General features: G+C 63.6%; 11 protein-coding genes. 1 reads left to right on the top strand and 10 read right to left on the bottom strand.

Annotation, left to right across the window (positions count from 1 at the left end; translation table 11 throughout):
• A partial coding sequence (gene fucO / locus ARB25_RS03160; RefSeq protein WP_055285722.1) for a lactaldehyde reductase occupies nucleotides 1–1,113 on the bottom strand: 1,113 nt, incomplete at its 3' end.
• A gap of 165 nt (nucleotides 1,114–1,278) precedes the next feature.
• Nucleotides 1,279–1,995 (bottom strand): YoaK family protein, encoded by a 717-nt coding sequence (locus ARB25_RS03155; RefSeq protein ID WP_055285721.1) that lies wholly within the window; start codon nucleotides 1,993–1,995, stop codon nucleotides 1,279–1,281.
• Between the two features lie 262 nt (nucleotides 1,996–2,257).
• Between ARB25_RS03155 and ARB25_RS03150 the strand changes: the two genes are divergently transcribed.
• Nucleotides 2,258–4,393 carry a YgiQ family radical SAM protein gene (locus tag ARB25_RS03150; protein WP_253276038.1) on the top strand — a complete coding sequence of 712 codons (2,136 nt, stop codon included), beginning with the start codon at nucleotides 2,258–2,260 and terminating at the stop codon, nucleotides 4,391–4,393.
• On the opposite strand, the gene ARB25_RS03145 is transcribed toward ARB25_RS03150, so the two are convergent.
• The 8 genes from ARB25_RS03145 to ARB25_RS03110 all read right to left on the bottom strand — a co-directional run bounded on the left by ARB25_RS03145 (nucleotide 4,390) and on the right by ARB25_RS03110 (nucleotide 15,859).
• Nucleotides 4,390–5,301, bottom strand: a complete 912-nt coding sequence (locus ARB25_RS03145) for a CPBP family intramembrane glutamic endopeptidase (protein ID WP_156327659.1) — start codon at nucleotides 5,299–5,301, stop codon at nucleotides 4,390–4,392. The two genes, ARB25_RS03150 and ARB25_RS03145, sit on opposite strands and share 4 nt — an antisense overlap.
• A gap of 88 nt (nucleotides 5,302–5,389) precedes the next feature.
• A complete protein-coding gene (locus tag ARB25_RS03140; RefSeq protein WP_006235351.1) occupies nucleotides 5,390–5,593 on the bottom strand; it encodes a type II toxin-antitoxin system RelB/DinJ family antitoxin in 204 nt (67 codons plus the stop codon).
• A 215-nt stretch (nucleotides 5,594–5,808) separates the two neighbouring features.
• Nucleotides 5,809–7,188: an ATP-binding cassette domain-containing protein gene (locus ARB25_RS03135; RefSeq protein ID WP_156327658.1), complete on the bottom strand. Its 1,380-nt coding sequence runs from the start codon at nucleotides 7,186–7,188 to the stop codon at nucleotides 5,809–5,811.
• Between the two features lie 3 nt (nucleotides 7,189–7,191).
• The gene (locus tag ARB25_RS03130; RefSeq protein WP_055285715.1) at nucleotides 7,192–8,247 is read right to left on the bottom strand and encodes an ABC transporter substrate-binding protein; all 1,056 of its coding nucleotides are present in this window, start codon (nucleotides 8,245–8,247) and stop codon (nucleotides 7,192–7,194) included.
• A gap of 2 nt (nucleotides 8,248–8,249) precedes the next feature.
• Nucleotides 8,250–10,061, bottom strand: coding sequence for an NADH-dependent [FeFe] hydrogenase, group A6 (locus tag ARB25_RS03125; RefSeq protein ID WP_229042251.1), 1,812 nt, complete (start codon nucleotides 10,059–10,061; stop codon nucleotides 8,250–8,252).
• Nucleotides 10,055–11,887, bottom strand: a complete 1,833-nt coding sequence (locus tag ARB25_RS03120) for an NAD(P)-binding protein (protein WP_055285713.1) — start codon at nucleotides 11,885–11,887, stop codon at nucleotides 10,055–10,057. Before ARB25_RS03120 ends, ARB25_RS03125 begins: the two co-directional genes overlap by 7 nt.
• Nucleotides 11,888–12,228: 341 nt before the next feature.
• Complete coding sequence (locus ARB25_RS03115; protein ID WP_055285711.1) at nucleotides 12,229–12,990, bottom strand: ferredoxin family protein; 762 nt, start codon at nucleotides 12,988–12,990, stop codon at nucleotides 12,229–12,231.
• Between the two features lie 619 nt (nucleotides 12,991–13,609).
• The gene (locus tag ARB25_RS03110; protein WP_055285709.1) at nucleotides 13,610–15,859 is read right to left on the bottom strand and encodes a DEAD/DEAH box helicase; all 2,250 of its coding nucleotides are present in this window, start codon (nucleotides 15,857–15,859) and stop codon (nucleotides 13,610–13,612) included.
• Nucleotides 15,860–16,109: the final 250 nt, after the last annotated feature.

The following is a 16,109-nucleotide window of genomic DNA, read 5'->3' as shown; positions in this document are numbered from 1 at the left end:
CTCGCGCGGGTTACCCGGGAAGCAGGCGTCGGCCATGGCGTCCTTGGCCAGAACCTCGATCTCGTCAGCCTTCATGGCCTCGCAGACGTGCGGGATATTCACGTCGGCGGAAAGCTGCTTGACGGCGGCGATAGCGGCGTCGGCGGCCTCGTCGGTGCTCATGCCCGTGGTGTCAACGCCCATGGCAACGGCAACCTTGGCCAGGCGCTCGGCGCAAACCGGCTTGTTGAACTCCATGGCGATCGGTAGCAGCATGGCGCAAGCGACGCCGTGCGGGGTGTCGTAGTGAGCGGACAGGGTGTGAGCCATGGCGTGGTCGATGCCCAGGCCGACGTTGGAGAAGCCCATGCCGGCGACATACTGGCCAAGGGCCATGCCCTCGCGGCCGGAGCCGGGCTGGCCGGACTTGGCCTCGGCGACGGAGTCACGCAGGTTCTCGCTGATCAGCTTAATAGCCTCAAAGTGGAACATGTCAGAGAGCTCCCAGGCACCCTTGGTGGTGTAGCCCTCGATGGCGTGAGTCAGAGCGTCCATACCAGTGGAAGCGGTCAGGCCGGCGGGCATGGAGGCCATCATGTCGGGGTCGACGACGGCGACCTCGGGGGCGTCGTTGGTGTCGACGCACACGAACTTGCGGACCTTCTCGGGGTCGGTGATGACGTAGTTGATGGTCACCTCGGCGGCGGTACCGGCGGTCGTCGGCACGGCGATGGTGAACACGGCGTGGTTCTTAGTGGGAGCAACGCCCTCGAGGCTGCGGACATCGGCGAACTCGGGGTTGTTGATGATGATGCCGATGGCCTTGGCGGTGTCCATGGAGGAGCCACCACCGATGGTCACGATAGCGTCAGCCTCGGCGGCCTTGAAGGCCTCGACGCCATCCTTGACGTTCTGGATAGTGGGGTTGGGCTTGATCTCGGAGTAGAGGCTCCAAGCGATGCCGGCGGCATCGAGCTCGTCGGTCACCTTAGCGGTAACGCCAAACTTGACCAGATCGGGGTCGGAGCAGACGAAGATCTTCTTGTAGCCGCGACGCTGGAGCTCGCCGGGGATCTCCTTGATGGCGCCGGAACCATGATAAGAAATGGTGTTGAGAACGAAACGATTAGCCATTGATAGCCTCCCATCGTGTGCGGGGCACCCATTACGCCCCACGCTATGAGTCCCATCCTAACGCTTTTGAAACAAAAAACGCGTGAGAACGTCAAAATTGTTAAAGCGTTTCAACAGATGATGAAAAATAATGCGTCAAAGGGACAGCCCCTTTGCCGCATTCGGTTACTTTCGGCAGCCCTCTTTCCAAGCCTCGGCCGCAACCTTCCAGCGTAAGCGCAAGTCGCGCTCGCGGTCGATGAACATGATGGCAAACGCGACAAACAGCAGCAAGCTCGCCACGACGATGGCGTGCAGGCCCATGCGCTCAATGCACCAGTTGCCCAACACGGCGCCAAACACAAAGGTAAAGATCACGCCAAAGTACAGCAGGCCGTTTTCCAAAAAGCCGCGCCTGTGGGTGATGATGTAATCGTCCACGTTTTGCAGCGCGTTGCGCAAGTTGCCGATGCACATGGTCGTAGCGATGCCGTGACCGTGGATCTTGCGGAAGCTCTCGACCTGCATGCCGCAGGCAAACGAGGTGAGGCAGTTGGCGAGCAGGTTGAAATTGCCGCCCGGGATAAAGCTCACGCCCAGTAAGATGACGGCTTCAAAGAACACCGTCACCTGACGCCAGTGGATCACGCTGCCAAACCGCTCGTGTACCAGATCGGCAAGCATAATACCCACGGCAAACGACACCACAGGGAAGAAGTAGCGCTCCGCAAGTGCCCAGTTGCCCTCCGAGATGCTCACGCCCACGAGCAGGATGTTGCCTGTCTGCGCGTTGGCGAAAACATGGTCGCGCCCAATGTACGAATACACGTCCATAAAGCCACCGGCGAGCGCCAAGATGATGCCCAGCTCAATAGACTCCGATATCTGTTTGGCACGCTGCATCGTCGTGCATCCTCCTTGTTGACGACTCTCTCGTGCGTTGGCGGAAACATAGCCGCCGTTCATACTGTAACCCATTGACAACATGGCGTGCGCGCGAGACGGGTTCTCCAACGCGCAGATACACAGTCTGGAAACAAACGGCGGGTACAGCACCTGCATCGACACGCCGGTCCGCCAGCCCATGTACTCCACCAGTCTTTTTAGCCCCGTCCCAAAAAGACTGGTTACAATTACGAGCAGCATACAAACACCGGGAGGGATCGTGGCAAAAAAGCCTCAGCACGCTCAGAACAACCAGCGCAGTCAGCAGGGCAAACAGAGCCAGCAGCAAAAGCGCGGCGGTAAGGCGCAGGGTGGGCACACCACGCATACCCCAGCAGCGCCCACACGCCCCTGGCGCCCGGGCCGCGATAAGTTCCTCCCCGTCAGCCGCGCCGATATGGACGCGCGAGGCTGGGACCAGTGCGACTTTGTCTACATCTGCGGCGACGCCTACGTGGACCACCCCAGCTTTGGTATGGCCATCATCAGCCGCGTCCTTGATGCGCACGGCTACAAGGTGGGCATCATCTGCCAGCCCGACTGGACCGACCCCGCCAGCATCACCGTGCTCGGCGAGCCACGCCTGGGCTTTCTCGTCAGCGCCGGCAACATGGACTCCATGGTCAACCACTATTCGGTGACCAAGCACCGCCGCCACACCGACGCCTATACCCCCGGTGGCGAGGAGGGGCACCGCCCCAACCGAGCCGTCACGGTCTACGGCAACCTCATCCGCCAGACGTTCAAGGACGCCCCCATCATCATCGGCGGCATCGAGGCGAGCCTGCGCCGTCTGGCCCACTACGACTACTGGCAGGACAAGCTCAAGCGCTCGGTACTGCTCGACTCGGGCGCCGACATCCTCATCTACGGCATGGGCGAGCACGCAATCGTCGAGATCGCCGACGCGCTCGACGCGGGACTGCCCGTCGATCAGATCACCTATATCAACGGCACCGTTTACCGCACGGGTTCGCTCGACGAGGTCTACGACTACGACCTGCTGCCCAGCTGGGACGACCTTACCGCCGACAAGCTCAACTACGCGCGCAGCTTCAATGTGCAGCAGCAGAATATGGACCCCATCACCGGACACCGCCTGGTAGAGCCCTACCCCAACAGCGTCTACGTAGTGCAGAACCCGCCATCGGCGACGCTCACCACCGACGAGATGGACGAGGTTGCCGAACTCCCCTACGCACGCGATTGGCATCCCGATTACGACGCGGCGGGCGGCGTGCCGGCCTTTGCCGAGATCAAGTTTTCCATTAGCTCCAACCGCGGCTGTTTTGGTGAGTGCTCGTTTTGTGCCCTCACCTTCCACCAGGGCCGCGTGCTGCAGATGCGCAGCCACGATTCGATCATGCGCGAGGCCGAGCTGCTCACGCGCGATCCCGAGTTTAAGGGCTACATCAACGACGTGGGAGGGCCGACGGCCAACTTTAGCCGTCCTGCCTGCGACAAGCAGCTCAAGCACGGCGTGTGCAAAAACAAGCGCTGCCTGTGGCCGAGTGTGTGCAAGAACATGGTAGTCGACGAGAGCGGCTACACGCAGTTGCTGCGCGACCTGCGGCAGCTGCCGGGCGTCAAGAAGGTCTTCGTGCGCAGCGGCATCCGCTTTGACTACACCATGGCCGATGCCTCGGACGAGTTTTTGCGCGAGCTGCTGGAGCACCATGTCTCGGGCCAGCTACGCGTGGCACCCGAGCACGTGAGCGACGCGGTGCTGAGTGTGATGGGCAAGCCGAGCCGAGCCGTCTACGATGCGTTCTGCCGCAAATTTGAACGCTTGAACCGTGAATACGGACTTAAGCAATACGTGGTGCCGTACCTAATCTCGAGCCACCCCGGTTCAACCATGAAGGAAGCCGTGGACCTTGCCGAAGCCGTGCGCGACATGGGCTACATGCCCGAGCAGGTGCAGGACTTCTACCCCACGCCGTCCACCATGTCGACCTGCATGTACTACACCGGCGTGGACCCGCGCACCATGCAGCCGATCTACGTGGCGCGCGACCCGCACGAGAAGGCCATGCAACGTGCGCTCATCCAGTATCGCAAGCCCGAGAACTACAAGCTCGTGCGCGAGGCGCTGGAAAAGGCCGGCCGTCGCGACCTGATCGGCTACACCAAGCATTGCCTGATTCGCCCCGTGCCCCCGCGCCCGGGCGAGACATCTGCCGGCGGTGGGCATGGCACCGGCAAGAAGGGCGGCAAACCGCATGGCGGCGGCGCTGGCAAGGGGCCCAAGGGCAGCAAGGGCCACGGCGGCATGTCGCGTGCGCAGAACACCGCAGGCCGCAACCGTGCAGCTCAGGGGCGTCAGGGCGCCAACGGAGGCGGGCGTCGCAACTAGGGCAGCGGTGCGCTCGCTGCGTCCATCCCACACGCGTGGTGTAGCGAGCGCATTGCCTCAACGAGGATGACGCCGGCGATAGCAACCGTGACCGCCACGTCGAGCGGCGTGTTCACAAACCAGAGCAACGTCATGAGATACGACCCGGCATTAAAGGCAAAGTGCAGCAGGATCGTGTAGCGGAGCTTTCCGGTCGTCACGAGCACCCAACCAAAGACGAGGCCGGCAGCACCCGCGTAGCAACCCTGCACCCAGTTCATGTGCATAAAACCGAAGATTGCCGCCTGCAACACAATCGCCGCGGCGATACCCCACGTGCTTGGGGCCGCCCAGGGCACCATGGCTCCGTCCTGCGCGCTCGCACGACGCCGGCGCTTCCAAAGTGGGCGGCACTGCGGATTAAACGCTCGGAGCGAAAACTCAAAAATAATGCCGCGCACCAGCAGCTCTTCACAAAATGGGGCACCGAGCACCGTAGTCAGGACGGCGAGATAGCTGGTGTCGCCCATGCCTGTTTCCTCGACAAGCTCGCTGTAGTCGGCCGCGGCCTCGGGCAACAGCGACAGCGCGGCGTCGGTCACGTAGCCAACGACCACCTGCAGGGCCAGGCCGATCACGATAACGCAGGCGATGCGTTTCCACGCCCCACGCGCTCCCCCGCCAAGCGGACGCTCGCCCTGCCAGCGCGCCATAAACGAGCGCGGCCACAGATAACGCCACCACAGCAGCGCCATCAAAAACGATGCCGTCTGAGCGGCAGCCTGGAACCATTGGATATCGAGATTGTCGATCGGATAGCCCGTCAGCACCGACACGGCATCGAGAACTGAAAACAGAACCACGCTCAGGGCTATATCGGCAGCGACAACGCCAAAACAGGCAATCGCCCAAATCATCGCATTGAGCATGCCAACCTCCTCAAAACCCGGCACTTAGGGACGTTCCTTAACTGCCGGCAGAAAAGGAACGTCCCCAAGTGCCGGCAGTTTGGGACAGTCATTGTTGATGAGAATCGGGCGCAGCGCCAAAAGCCCCGCTCGGCGAGATGTCGAACGGAAAGGTGCCGCAGCGATTGAAGGCGGCGATGAACATGCGGATGGCGTTGGACGGCGTGGTGCCCACGAGCTGGGTTGCCGCCGCGAAGGCCGCCTTTTCCTCGGGCAAGACCTTCGCGACAACCGGGGTCATGTGTTCTGCCATGGCGCTTCCTTTTTGAAACGACGGTGGTGCGGATGGATGCGGGCCACGCGGCTGGGCGACGGGCTGTGAAGGCAACCCGATTGGCCCGCATCTGGAGTTTGTTCTACGACGTTGGTATTACTTGGTATTCCTAAGTATTACCCCGCAGAAAGAATACCATACCCGACCCCATGGGGACGGAGAAAAAACGGATCAATTTATTGCTGAGTAAGTCTTTAGAGCGTGATGATGTCCGAGATATTGAGGGCCCGAGCGTCAGCGGAATCGTGCGTGGCAAGCAACAGCATACGGCCGTCGAGCAAGTCGAGCACGACCTCGGTGCATGCGTCGCGCGCAGCGATGTCTAGACCGGTAAAGGGCTCGTCCAGAATCACTGCGCCGCCCGGACACAGCAGGGCTCGGGCAATCTCGACGCGACGGCGCTGCCCGCCCGAGAGCTCGGCCACGCGGGCATGCGCATCGATCCCCGGTACCAGCAGGCGCAACAAGGCAGCGGCACTCGAGGCATTCACGCGTGCATCGGCGCACACCAGCACGTTATCCAAAGCGGAAGCGTCCTCAACCAGACGCGTATCCTGAAACACCATCGAGCACGGCGCGCACTCCCCCGCTGTCAACGAAAGCAGCGTCGACTTGCCCACGCCTGAAGCGCCCATCACGCAGATACGCCCGCCCGCGGGCACGTTGAGCACCAGACCATCCAGCGCCGGAGCCCAGGGTGCCCGGTCGCCCACGGCGAGCGCAAGCTCCGCCGCAGCCCCGCCACCAGCAGAGCCGCCCGCACGCCCGCGAGTACCACGCCCATGTGCCCACACGGCCGCGCGCCACGCCACGGGTCCCGAAACCCGCAGCAGCCACACCAGCACGCGCTCACACGCCCACGAGGCGGCAACGACCAGCACGGTCCACGCCAGCAGGTCAGCCGTCTCAATCAAAAGCTTTGCCTGATAGATGCGCTCGCCCACGGTGCCCGCCGCCATGCCGATCAGCTCGGCCGCCACGCCGGCCTTCCAGCTCATGCCAATCACGGCGCGGGCGCACGAAAGCACAAACGGCAGCACCTCGCGCCAGGTATGGACGCAAAACAGGCGCCAGCCGCGCACGCCATGCAGACGGAACATCTGCTCCAGCGGTTTATTCACCTGGGCCAGCCCCTCGGCCAGCGAGAAATACACGCCCGGCAGCGCCATCAAAAAGACGGCGGCGATGCTCACGCGCGCCGACCCCAGCCAAATAAGTAGCAGGACCACTACGCAGGCGACCGGCGTCGCCTTTACAAACGACAGCGCCGGAGCCACCAGGCGCGCAAACGCCCGCGAACGTGACGAAATCCCGGCAAGTACGCCACCACACACCGCGGCAAGCGCCAGCCCACCCAGTATCCGCGCGCCCGATCCCGCCAAAATCGCCCAGGCACCGCCATCGCACACCAGGCGCAGCAGCGCCAAGGCAACAGCACCCGGCCCCGGCAAGATCAGCGGCTGCGCCACCAGCGCCGCCACCAGCATCCACACGGCAAGCCAAAAGGCGGCAACGGCACCTGCTGCCGCCACCGCCTTCATACGCTCTGTCATTTGTTGAGCAAACGCACGCACGAGCTACTCCATGTAGTAGAAATCGTCAGCCGGGAGCTTGCCGCCCACGGCACTCGCGTCCGCATCGGCCAGCACCTGCAGGTACCCACCGAGCGCCGCCTTCATATCCTTCCCCGTCTGGCACACAAGCATGCACCCGGGAATCGCCTTTTCGGCAATCGTGGCGTTATCCACGATGCCTGCATCGACCACGGCCTGCACCCAGTCCGCCGGCGCCGCGTTCACGGCCTTCACGCTCGCCGCATGGCAGCTCAAGAATTCCGCCACGGCCTCGGGATGCTCCTCGGCAAAGGCACGGCGTACCACGGTCACACCCGTCAGCAGGCGCGAGCCCGTGTCACCTGCCAGCTCGTCCCACGCATCGGTCAGGCTCACCGGTGCCGACAGCTTGCCCTCGCTCTTGGCGATGGCAGCGGTCTTGAACGGCTCGGGCAGCACGCCCACGGCGGACGGGTCGGCAAGCAGGGCCGACAGCACCTCGGTGGGCTCGCTCTTAAACTCGAGCGTCACCTGACCGGTCAGGCCCGCGCGCTCCAGCAGGTAGTTCATGACGTACTCCGGCGTGGTGCCCTTGCCCGTCATATAGACGGTGTGGCCCGCCAGATCGCCAAACGAGGCCACACTTGCGTCGCCCGTCACAACGTCCAGCACGCCCAGCGTGTTGATGTCGATGACCTGCACCGCGCCCTCGGTCTTGTTGTAGAGCACGCTCGCCACGTTGGCGGGCACTAGGGCAATATCGATATCGCCCTGAATCACCTTGGGCACGATCTCGTCGGCGGCAGCGTTGATCGCAAAGTCGAACTCATTGTCCGTCTCGCCATCGGCCGCCCGGTCCATAAACTGCACCAGACCAATCGAGGTCGGCCCCTTGAGCGAGGCGACGTGCACCTCGACCGGCTCTGCAGCAGCACCGGCGCCGTCTGTGGCAGCCGAGCCCGCGGCGGACCCGGCACCGGCAGCCCCGCCGCCACAGCCCGCGAGCGCAAGCGACAGGGCGCCCGCAGCGAGCGCCGAGGCAAACCCCCGGCGCGACATCTCAACATTAAACGCGCGCATCGCTAGCACGTCCCCTCGTTAGGCATCGTCCATGCGTGATGGTCGGTATGCAGCAGCTCCTCGGCCAGCGGCGAGAGCGGCTCGCCCAAGAACTCGCGGTAGCATGCCTGGACATCGGGATTCTCGTGCGAGAAGCGAATATCCGCAGCAGCATCCAAGCCCCACAGCACCTGGCCGCGCTCGGCTGCCAGCTCACAGCCGTCATGGATGGGCTGACCGCCGCCACCGACACAGCCGCCCGGGCACGCCATGACCTCAACGAAGTCATAGCTCACGCGGCCGTCGCGAATCGCGTCGAGCAGGCGGGCGGCGTTGCCCAGCCCGTGCGCCACGGCGACGCGTACCTTGGTGCCATCGATATCGGCCACGGCCTCCTTCCAGCCGTCCAGGCCGCGCACATCGGTAAAGAAGTCGGCGTCGGGGTTCTTGCCCGTCACCAGGTAATAGGCCGAGCGCACGGCGGCCTCCATCACGCCGCCCGTGGCGCCAAAGATCACACCTGCGCCCGTGCCAAAGCCCAGCGGCGTGTCGAGCGGCTCCTCAACCAGCGTATCCACGCTCACGTGGCTCGCGCGGACCATGCGCACCATCTCGCGCACCGTCAGTGCAACGTCCACATCGGGCGTGCCGTCCTCGCCCACCATGCTCGGCAGCGCGCACTCGGCCTTCTTGGCCGTGCACGGCATCACGGACACCACAAACAGGCGCTCGGGCTCCACGCCCAGCACCTTGGCGTAGTAGGTCTTGGCGATGGCGCCGAACATCTGCTGCGGCGACTTGGACGTGGACAGGCTGTCGACAAACTCGGGGTAACGCGCCTTCACAAAGCGTACCCAGCCCGGGCAGCAGCTCGTGAACATGGGCCAGCTGCGGCTGTCGCCCTCGCCCTTGGCGGCCTTACCCAGGCGCTCGAGCAGCTCGGAGCCCTCCTCCATAATGGTGAGGTCGGCCGAGAAATCGGTGTCGAACACGTACTCAAAGCCCACGCGGCGCAGCGCACAGGCCAGGCGCTCGACGGTGGCCTCATCGCGCGGAATGCCGAGCTCCTCGCCCCAGGCGCTACGCACGGCCGGCGCAATCTGCGCCAGCACGATCTTGTCGGGATCGGCGATGGCGTCGAACACGGTCTCGGTATCGTCACGCTCGCGCAGGGCGCCCGTCGGACAATGCGTGATGCACTGACCACACGCGACGCAATCGGTCTTGCCGATCGGCGCACGCCCGCGGGTGCCCACGGCGGTATGCGTGGCGCGGTTGGTCAGGTCCCAAATCCCTAAGCCCTGCACGCTCTCGCACACCTTGATGCAGCGCATGCATTTAATGCACTTGTCGTTATCGCGGATGATGGGGAAATCGAAGTCCCAGCCCTCGCGCGCCAGGTGCTGCTCGTACGGCAGATAGAAGATGCCCAGGTCGTTGGCGATGGTCTGCAGGTTGCAGTTACCACTGCGCACGCAGCTCGTACAGCGCGAGTCGTGTTGGGACAGTAGCAGCTGCACGTTGGTGCGACGCGCCTCGCGGGCCTTGGGGCTGTTGGTGTGGACCACCATGCCGTCGAGCACGTAGTTGTTGCAGGCGGCAACCAGCTGGTCGCAGCCCTCAACCTCGACCACGCACACGCGGCAGCCGCCGATCTCGTTTAGATCGCGCAGGTAGCACAGGGTGGGAATCTGGATACCGACGGACTTGGCCGCGTCCAGGATCGTGGTGTGCTCGGGCACCACGACCTCGCAATTATCGATAGTGAGCTTGACCATGTTGAGTGCTCCGCTTTCGGTGTTGTCGCTGACAGTGGGGTTGTTGGGCTCTACCATTCCAGGTTCCTCCCTCCGCGGAACGCGCCAAAGCCAAAGTGGTCGCAACGCAGGCAGCGGCTTGCCTCCTGGCGTGCCTCCTCCTCGGTAAGGCCCTGCTCGACCAGATTCCAATCGTGGATGCGCTCGCCGGCCTCGCGCTCGCCCAGCTCGCAGCGGCCGCACTCGTGCTTGCCCTTAAACTGCACGGTCGGCAGCTCGACGTCGAGCTTGATCTTGTTGTCAAAACCCAGATAGCGGTCGATATTTGCCGAAGCAACGCGGCCGGCGTTGATGGCCCGGATGACGGTGGCGGGACCGGTCTGGCAGTCGCCGCCACTAAAGAGGCCATCGAAGTTAGGCACGGCGCCATCCGAATCGGTGACGATGCAGCCCCACTTGCAGGCAACGCCCATCTCCTCAAACGGCTTGGAATCGATGTCCTGGCCAATGGCCACAAACACGCGCTCGCAGGGAATGACGCGCTCGGGCGTGGCGGCGGCACGCGGGGCCGGACGCCCACGACGGGGCTCGCCGATAATCTGCGGCTGCACGCGCAGGCCACTCACGCGACCTTCCTCGCCCGTCTCAATAGCGAGCGGTGCGGTGAGCTCAAGAACCTCGCAGCCCTCGGCCTGGGCGCCGGCAATCTCGGCATCCTGGGCCGTCATGTCGCAGATGCGACGGCGGTAGACGATGCTCACCTTTTCGGCACCGCAGCGCACGGCAGAGCGCGCCACGTCCATGGCCACGTTGCCGCCGCCGATGACGCACACGCGCTGACCGCTCAGGTCGGGCAGCTCGTCGTCGCCGATGGCGCGCAGCATCTTGACGGCCGACTCCACGCCGGGCGCCTCTTCGCCCGGAAGGCCGAGCTTCTTATCGCTATGGGCACCAATGGCCAGGTAGACGGCATCGAACTCGTCGCGCAGGCGGGCAAGCTCCTCGCCATTGACGGAGTGGTCGAGTTCCACGTCGATGCCGGCGCTCAAGATCCAGTCGATCTCGGCCTGCAGGCGCTCGCGCGGCAGACGGTAGCTGGGAATGCCGTAGCGCAGCATGCCGCCCAGGTGGTGGCGCTGCTCAAAGATGATCACCTTATGGCCCATCACGGCCAGGTAGAAGGCGCAGGTAAGGCCGGCCGGGCCGCCGCCAATCACGGCGATGCGCTTGCCGGTGTTGTCAGCCACGTTGGGCTTGTAATCGTTGAGGTCGCTGTGCTCAACGGCAAAACGCTTGAGGGCGAGAATGTTCATGGGGTCATCGACCATGCCACGACGGCAGTGCATCTCGCAGGGATGCTCGCACACCAGGCCGCAAACGAGCGGCAGCGGGTTGTTCTTGCGGATGACCTTGACGGCATCGGCATAGCGGCCGGCCTCGACCAGCGAAATGTAACCGGGAATGTCGACGTGCGCCGGGCAGCCCGAGACGCACGGGACGCGGGCCTCGCGGTCAAAGCCACAGGAGTGCTCGTGGATGTGGTGCTCAAAATCGTCACGGAAACCGCGGATAGCCGTAAGCGCCATGGCGCCGGCCTCGTAACCGATGGCGCAATCGCTCGAAAGATAGATGGTGCGGGCGGTGCGCTCGATCAGATTGAGCGTGGACTCGTCGGCGCGGCCCTCGAGCACATCGGCGAGCAGATCGCTCAGCGCGCTCAGGCCCACGCGGCAGGGCGTGCACTTGCCGCAGCTCTGGGTGGAGCACAGGTTGACGAGCGCTGCCGTAAACTCAACGGGACACGGAGCGAGCGAACTCACCGCCAGACGACGTCCGAGCGCATCGTGCAGGTCGTCCATGACGGCCTGAGCGTGGCTGCGTTCCATTACGTGCAGTCGAGCCATAAGATCCCCTCTCACATGGCAGCCCGGAGGCAAGGCCGGGCGAAATTGCTACACGCACAACGCTGACCTAAAAAGTTGTGAGGTCTCCATACGGTTCGGCAGGCGGTATAAAATGTCACCCTCAGCGGTGAAATAGAACATTACCGCAGATAAATGCCATATTTGATAAAACGCGTTACCAAATTGCAATATTCAATGTGAAAAAGAGCGCCTTACTATTTTTTCCTTTTTGATCCGTTTTCCTCCGTCCCCTTCGGATCGCATGATCCCTTGGGAATGGAGGAAAACGGATCGTTTTTGGTGCAAAAGGGCCAGGTTTGTTTACACCAATCTCACTTGCGCTAGATGAAGAGCTCGCATTCCTTCCGCACGACGCAAACCTTGCTCAGCATCTGGGAAACAGCGGATAGTTTGTTGGGATCAAGCTTACGAGCGCCTCGCGGACATACGGCAATGCAGCGCATGCAGGAGATGCACGCCTCGCCAGCTGCTCGTTTGGGGTCACCCTTGTCGATAGCACAAACGGGGCACGCCGCGGCGCATGCACCGCAGGAGACGCAATCCTCTGTTGCCTCGGGTGCCATGCGGTGACCTCCGGCTTGTTTATAAGGACGATTGCCGGGAATAGAGGGCTCGGATGTATCCTCAGCCAACAGCTTTTGCTGAATTTGCTGCGCAAACTCTGCGAGCTGCGCCGCATCCTGCGCATCCGGACGACCGGCAGCAAACTGTCGCGCAATGGAATGTTCTGCAATGGCCGCAACTGCCGCGATCACCCGGAATCCCGCATGCTTCGCAACGTCCTCCAGCTCTACGAGCGTGTCCTCAAACGCGCGGTTTCCGTATACACAAACCAAAACTGCCCGAGCCCCGTTGCCGCGCACCATACCCAACCGGTCAGCCACCACAGCCGGGATTCTACCGGCATACGCCGGCACAGAGATTACGGCCACGTCGTCCTCAGTCATCGAGACAGCGCTGAAATCTAGCCCGCTATCGGTCAGATCGACGGTAACGGTATTCTTGCCCAGTGCTCCGGCCACAAGGCCAGACACCTTCTGCGTTCCACCCGTCGGACTAAACACAATTTCGAATACGCTCATCGAGGCACCCTCCCCTACGCCTGGCAACGCGTCAAGCCGCTTTCACATCCAGCCAGAGTATACGGCACGTGGGGTCCCCGTTTTGATGCACCAAGCACCCCAATGCACCCACCCTACGCTGTCTGCCTCTTCGTTTTGTATAAATTACGGTACAGATTGTATATATTTACGGGATACCGCTGTGTTCTCCCGAGGTACCCCATCCTGGCCTGTGCAAAAAACGGAGTATTCTGCAACGTGACCGCGCCAGCACCGCCGCGGGTGGGTAAAACTGTAGGGCGCCGTATCATTTTAAGTCCCGACATGGCGAGAATAACGCGCCCTGCTCCGGAAAACGGCGAAATTTAACTCAAAACGCTCATAAGGGATATCTGAAGGCCACCGTTGGCAATACCGAATCGTATGCAGCCAACTAGAGCTGCTGAATACTCCAAAAAATGCACGGAGCACCCCATGGGACCCATTGCCGCATGGCAGGAAACAGGCCCACGGCATCCTCTAGATGCATTCCCGAGGAAATCACATTTGAACTAGCGATCGGATACGGCAAACAAAAAGGGCCCCGAGCGTAGTTGCTCGGGGCCCTTGGTTCACCTCACGCTAGCGTGCGATGCGTATGTTACTTGCGCTTGCCGCCGCCGTCACCGGGACGGCGGGAGCTACTGCCGCGCTTGCCACCACGACTATTGCCATAGCTGCCACGATTATCGCGACCGCCGGCACGGCCGCCACGGGAGTCGGCCTGGTTGCCGCCACGCCCGCCACGATAGCCGCCACGACGCTCCTCGCGGGTATCGTCGTAGTTGCGCCAATCATCGCGACGATCGCGGCTGGCACGCGGGTCACGACGATCGCGCGACTCGTTAGAACGACCAGCGCCGCCGCGGCCGCCATTGCCGCGAGCACCCTCGCGACGCTCGCCGCCGCGGCTACCGCGCTCTTCAAAGCGCTTGCCGCCACGGGACTCACCGCCACGGGCAGCACGCTCACCACGACCCTCGCCGCCGCGACGCTCATCACGGCCGCCGCGCTCGTCATCGCGACCGGAACGACGACGGTCGCCCGCACCACGCTTGCCGCCACGCGAGCCACGGCCCTCGTCCTCGCGCTCAACACGGCGACGACCGCCGCGGTCCTCGTCCTCGCGGCGACGGCGATGCGCCTCGCCCTGGAACTGCTTGGCACGACGCTCGGCACGGTTGCCGCGCGGGGCCTGCTCGACGGCAGCAGCACCAGCGCGCTCCTCGGCAGCCACCTCGCGGGCCACGCTCTCCACAGCCTCGTCCACGCGAGCCTGAACGCCCTCGCGCACGCGGGTCTTACCGCCGCGCTTGGGACGGCTCGGACGCTCGCCGTCGCCGCGACGCTCGTCGCGACCGCGGTTGGAACGACCAGCCACATCGCCGTAATCGTCGCCGTTGCGCTTGCCGTCGCGACGCGCCTGCTCAAGCTTCTTCTTGCTCTTGGACTTGCCGCGCTTGGTCTTCTTCTTCACCTTAAAGGCCGCAGGGTCGCGCTCGGGGTCAACCGCGGGCGGGTTGGGACCCACGTGCAGGTCGCCGGCCTCGTAGATGTCGGCGGTCTTGTCCATGAGCTTCTCGATCTCGTAGAACTCGTCCACGTCCTGCTCGGTCACAAACGTGATAGCCCAGCCCAGCTCGCCGGCGCGGCCCGTACGGCCAATACGGTGGATGTAGTCGGTCGGCTCGGCCGGCACGTCAAAGTTCACGACGTAGCGCACGTCGCTAATATCGATGCCGCGGGCAAGCACGTCGGTTGCCACCAGCACGTCGACGGTACCGTCGCGGAAGGCCGAAAGGGCACGCTCGCGCTGAGCCTGGCTGCGGTTGCCGTGAATTGCGGCGGCCTTGATGCCCTTGCGCTCCAGACGACGGCAGCAGCTGTCGGCACGGTGCTTGGTGCGCATAAAGACGATGGTGCGCTCCGGGCCCTCCTTCTTGAGGAACTCGGGCAGCAGGTTGTTCTTGGCCTCGATGGACACCGGGAACACAAACTGGTCGACGGTGTCGGCAGTCGACGTAGCGGGCGCGATCTCCACGCGGGCCGGGTCGCTCACCAGGTCGGTGATCTCGCCCACGGCCTCCTCGTCGAGGGTCGCCGAGAACAGCAGCGTCTGGCGCTCGGCCGGCGTCTCGCGCACAATGCGGCGGACGGCGGGCAAAAAGCCCATGTCGAGCATGCGGTCGGCCTCGTCGAGCACCAGCACCTTGACCTCGTTCAGGTGGCAGGCGCCCTGCTCGATCAGGTCGACCAGACGGCCCGGCGTGGCGACCAGGATATCGCAGCCGTACTTGAGTGCCGCGGTCTGCGGCTTGTAGCTCACGCCACCCACGACGGTCACGGCGACATGGCCGGTGACGTCGGCGATCTTGCTTGCGACCTCGTCGATCTGCTGGGCAAGCTCGCGCGTGGGGGTGATGACGAGCATCACGGGGCCGCGGCCGTTGCCCTCGGGCTTCTTGGCACCGCGACGGCGGTTGCGGCCGCCGCGCTCGCGCACGGGCTTGGGCGGAGCGATGTGCTCCAGATTGTTCATGGTCGGCAGCAAAAAGGCGGCCGTCTTGCCGGTGCCGGTCTGGGCGGCGGCAAGCAGGTCGCGGCCCTCGAGCACCACGGGGATCGAGCCGGCCTGCACGGGCGTCGGCGCCGTGTAGCCCAGGTTCTCGATAGCACGGAGCATCTCGTCGGAGAGGCCCAGTTCGTCAAAGGCGGGCAGGCTCTCGGTAGCGGACTCGACGGCCTGGGCAGCATTTGCCTCGTCGGCGGCATCGAAGGCAGCCTGGGTCATGGCCTCGCGGGTCTCGTCCAGAATCTCGGCGTCCGTGACGTCGGATACAGAATTACGCATATGTTGTTGTTCCTTATCTGCACGCGTCATGGGCGCGGCATGCGGCCGCGCGGGCGTGCTTGGTAGTGCGCTAATACATACAAAAACGGGTGCGCACAGAGAGGACGTTGCTCAGCACGCTGGCGATCGCTTTGGCAGCCCTGTCACGCGCCGTCCAGACGCAGCAGCTCTAAGCGATGGAGCAGATTCGCCGCCGGTTAGTATACCCGTGCTTCGCATGCCCCCACGTAAACCACAGATGACGAGGCGG

Origin of the sequence: Collinsella aerofaciens, from assembly GCF_001405375.1 — a bacterium.
Taxonomy (GTDB): Bacteria; Actinomycetota; Coriobacteriia; order Coriobacteriales; family Coriobacteriaceae; genus Collinsella; species Collinsella aerofaciens_F.
The sequence above is the reverse complement of the archived record's forward strand: the minus strand, read 5'-3'. Positions and strand labels throughout refer to the sequence as shown.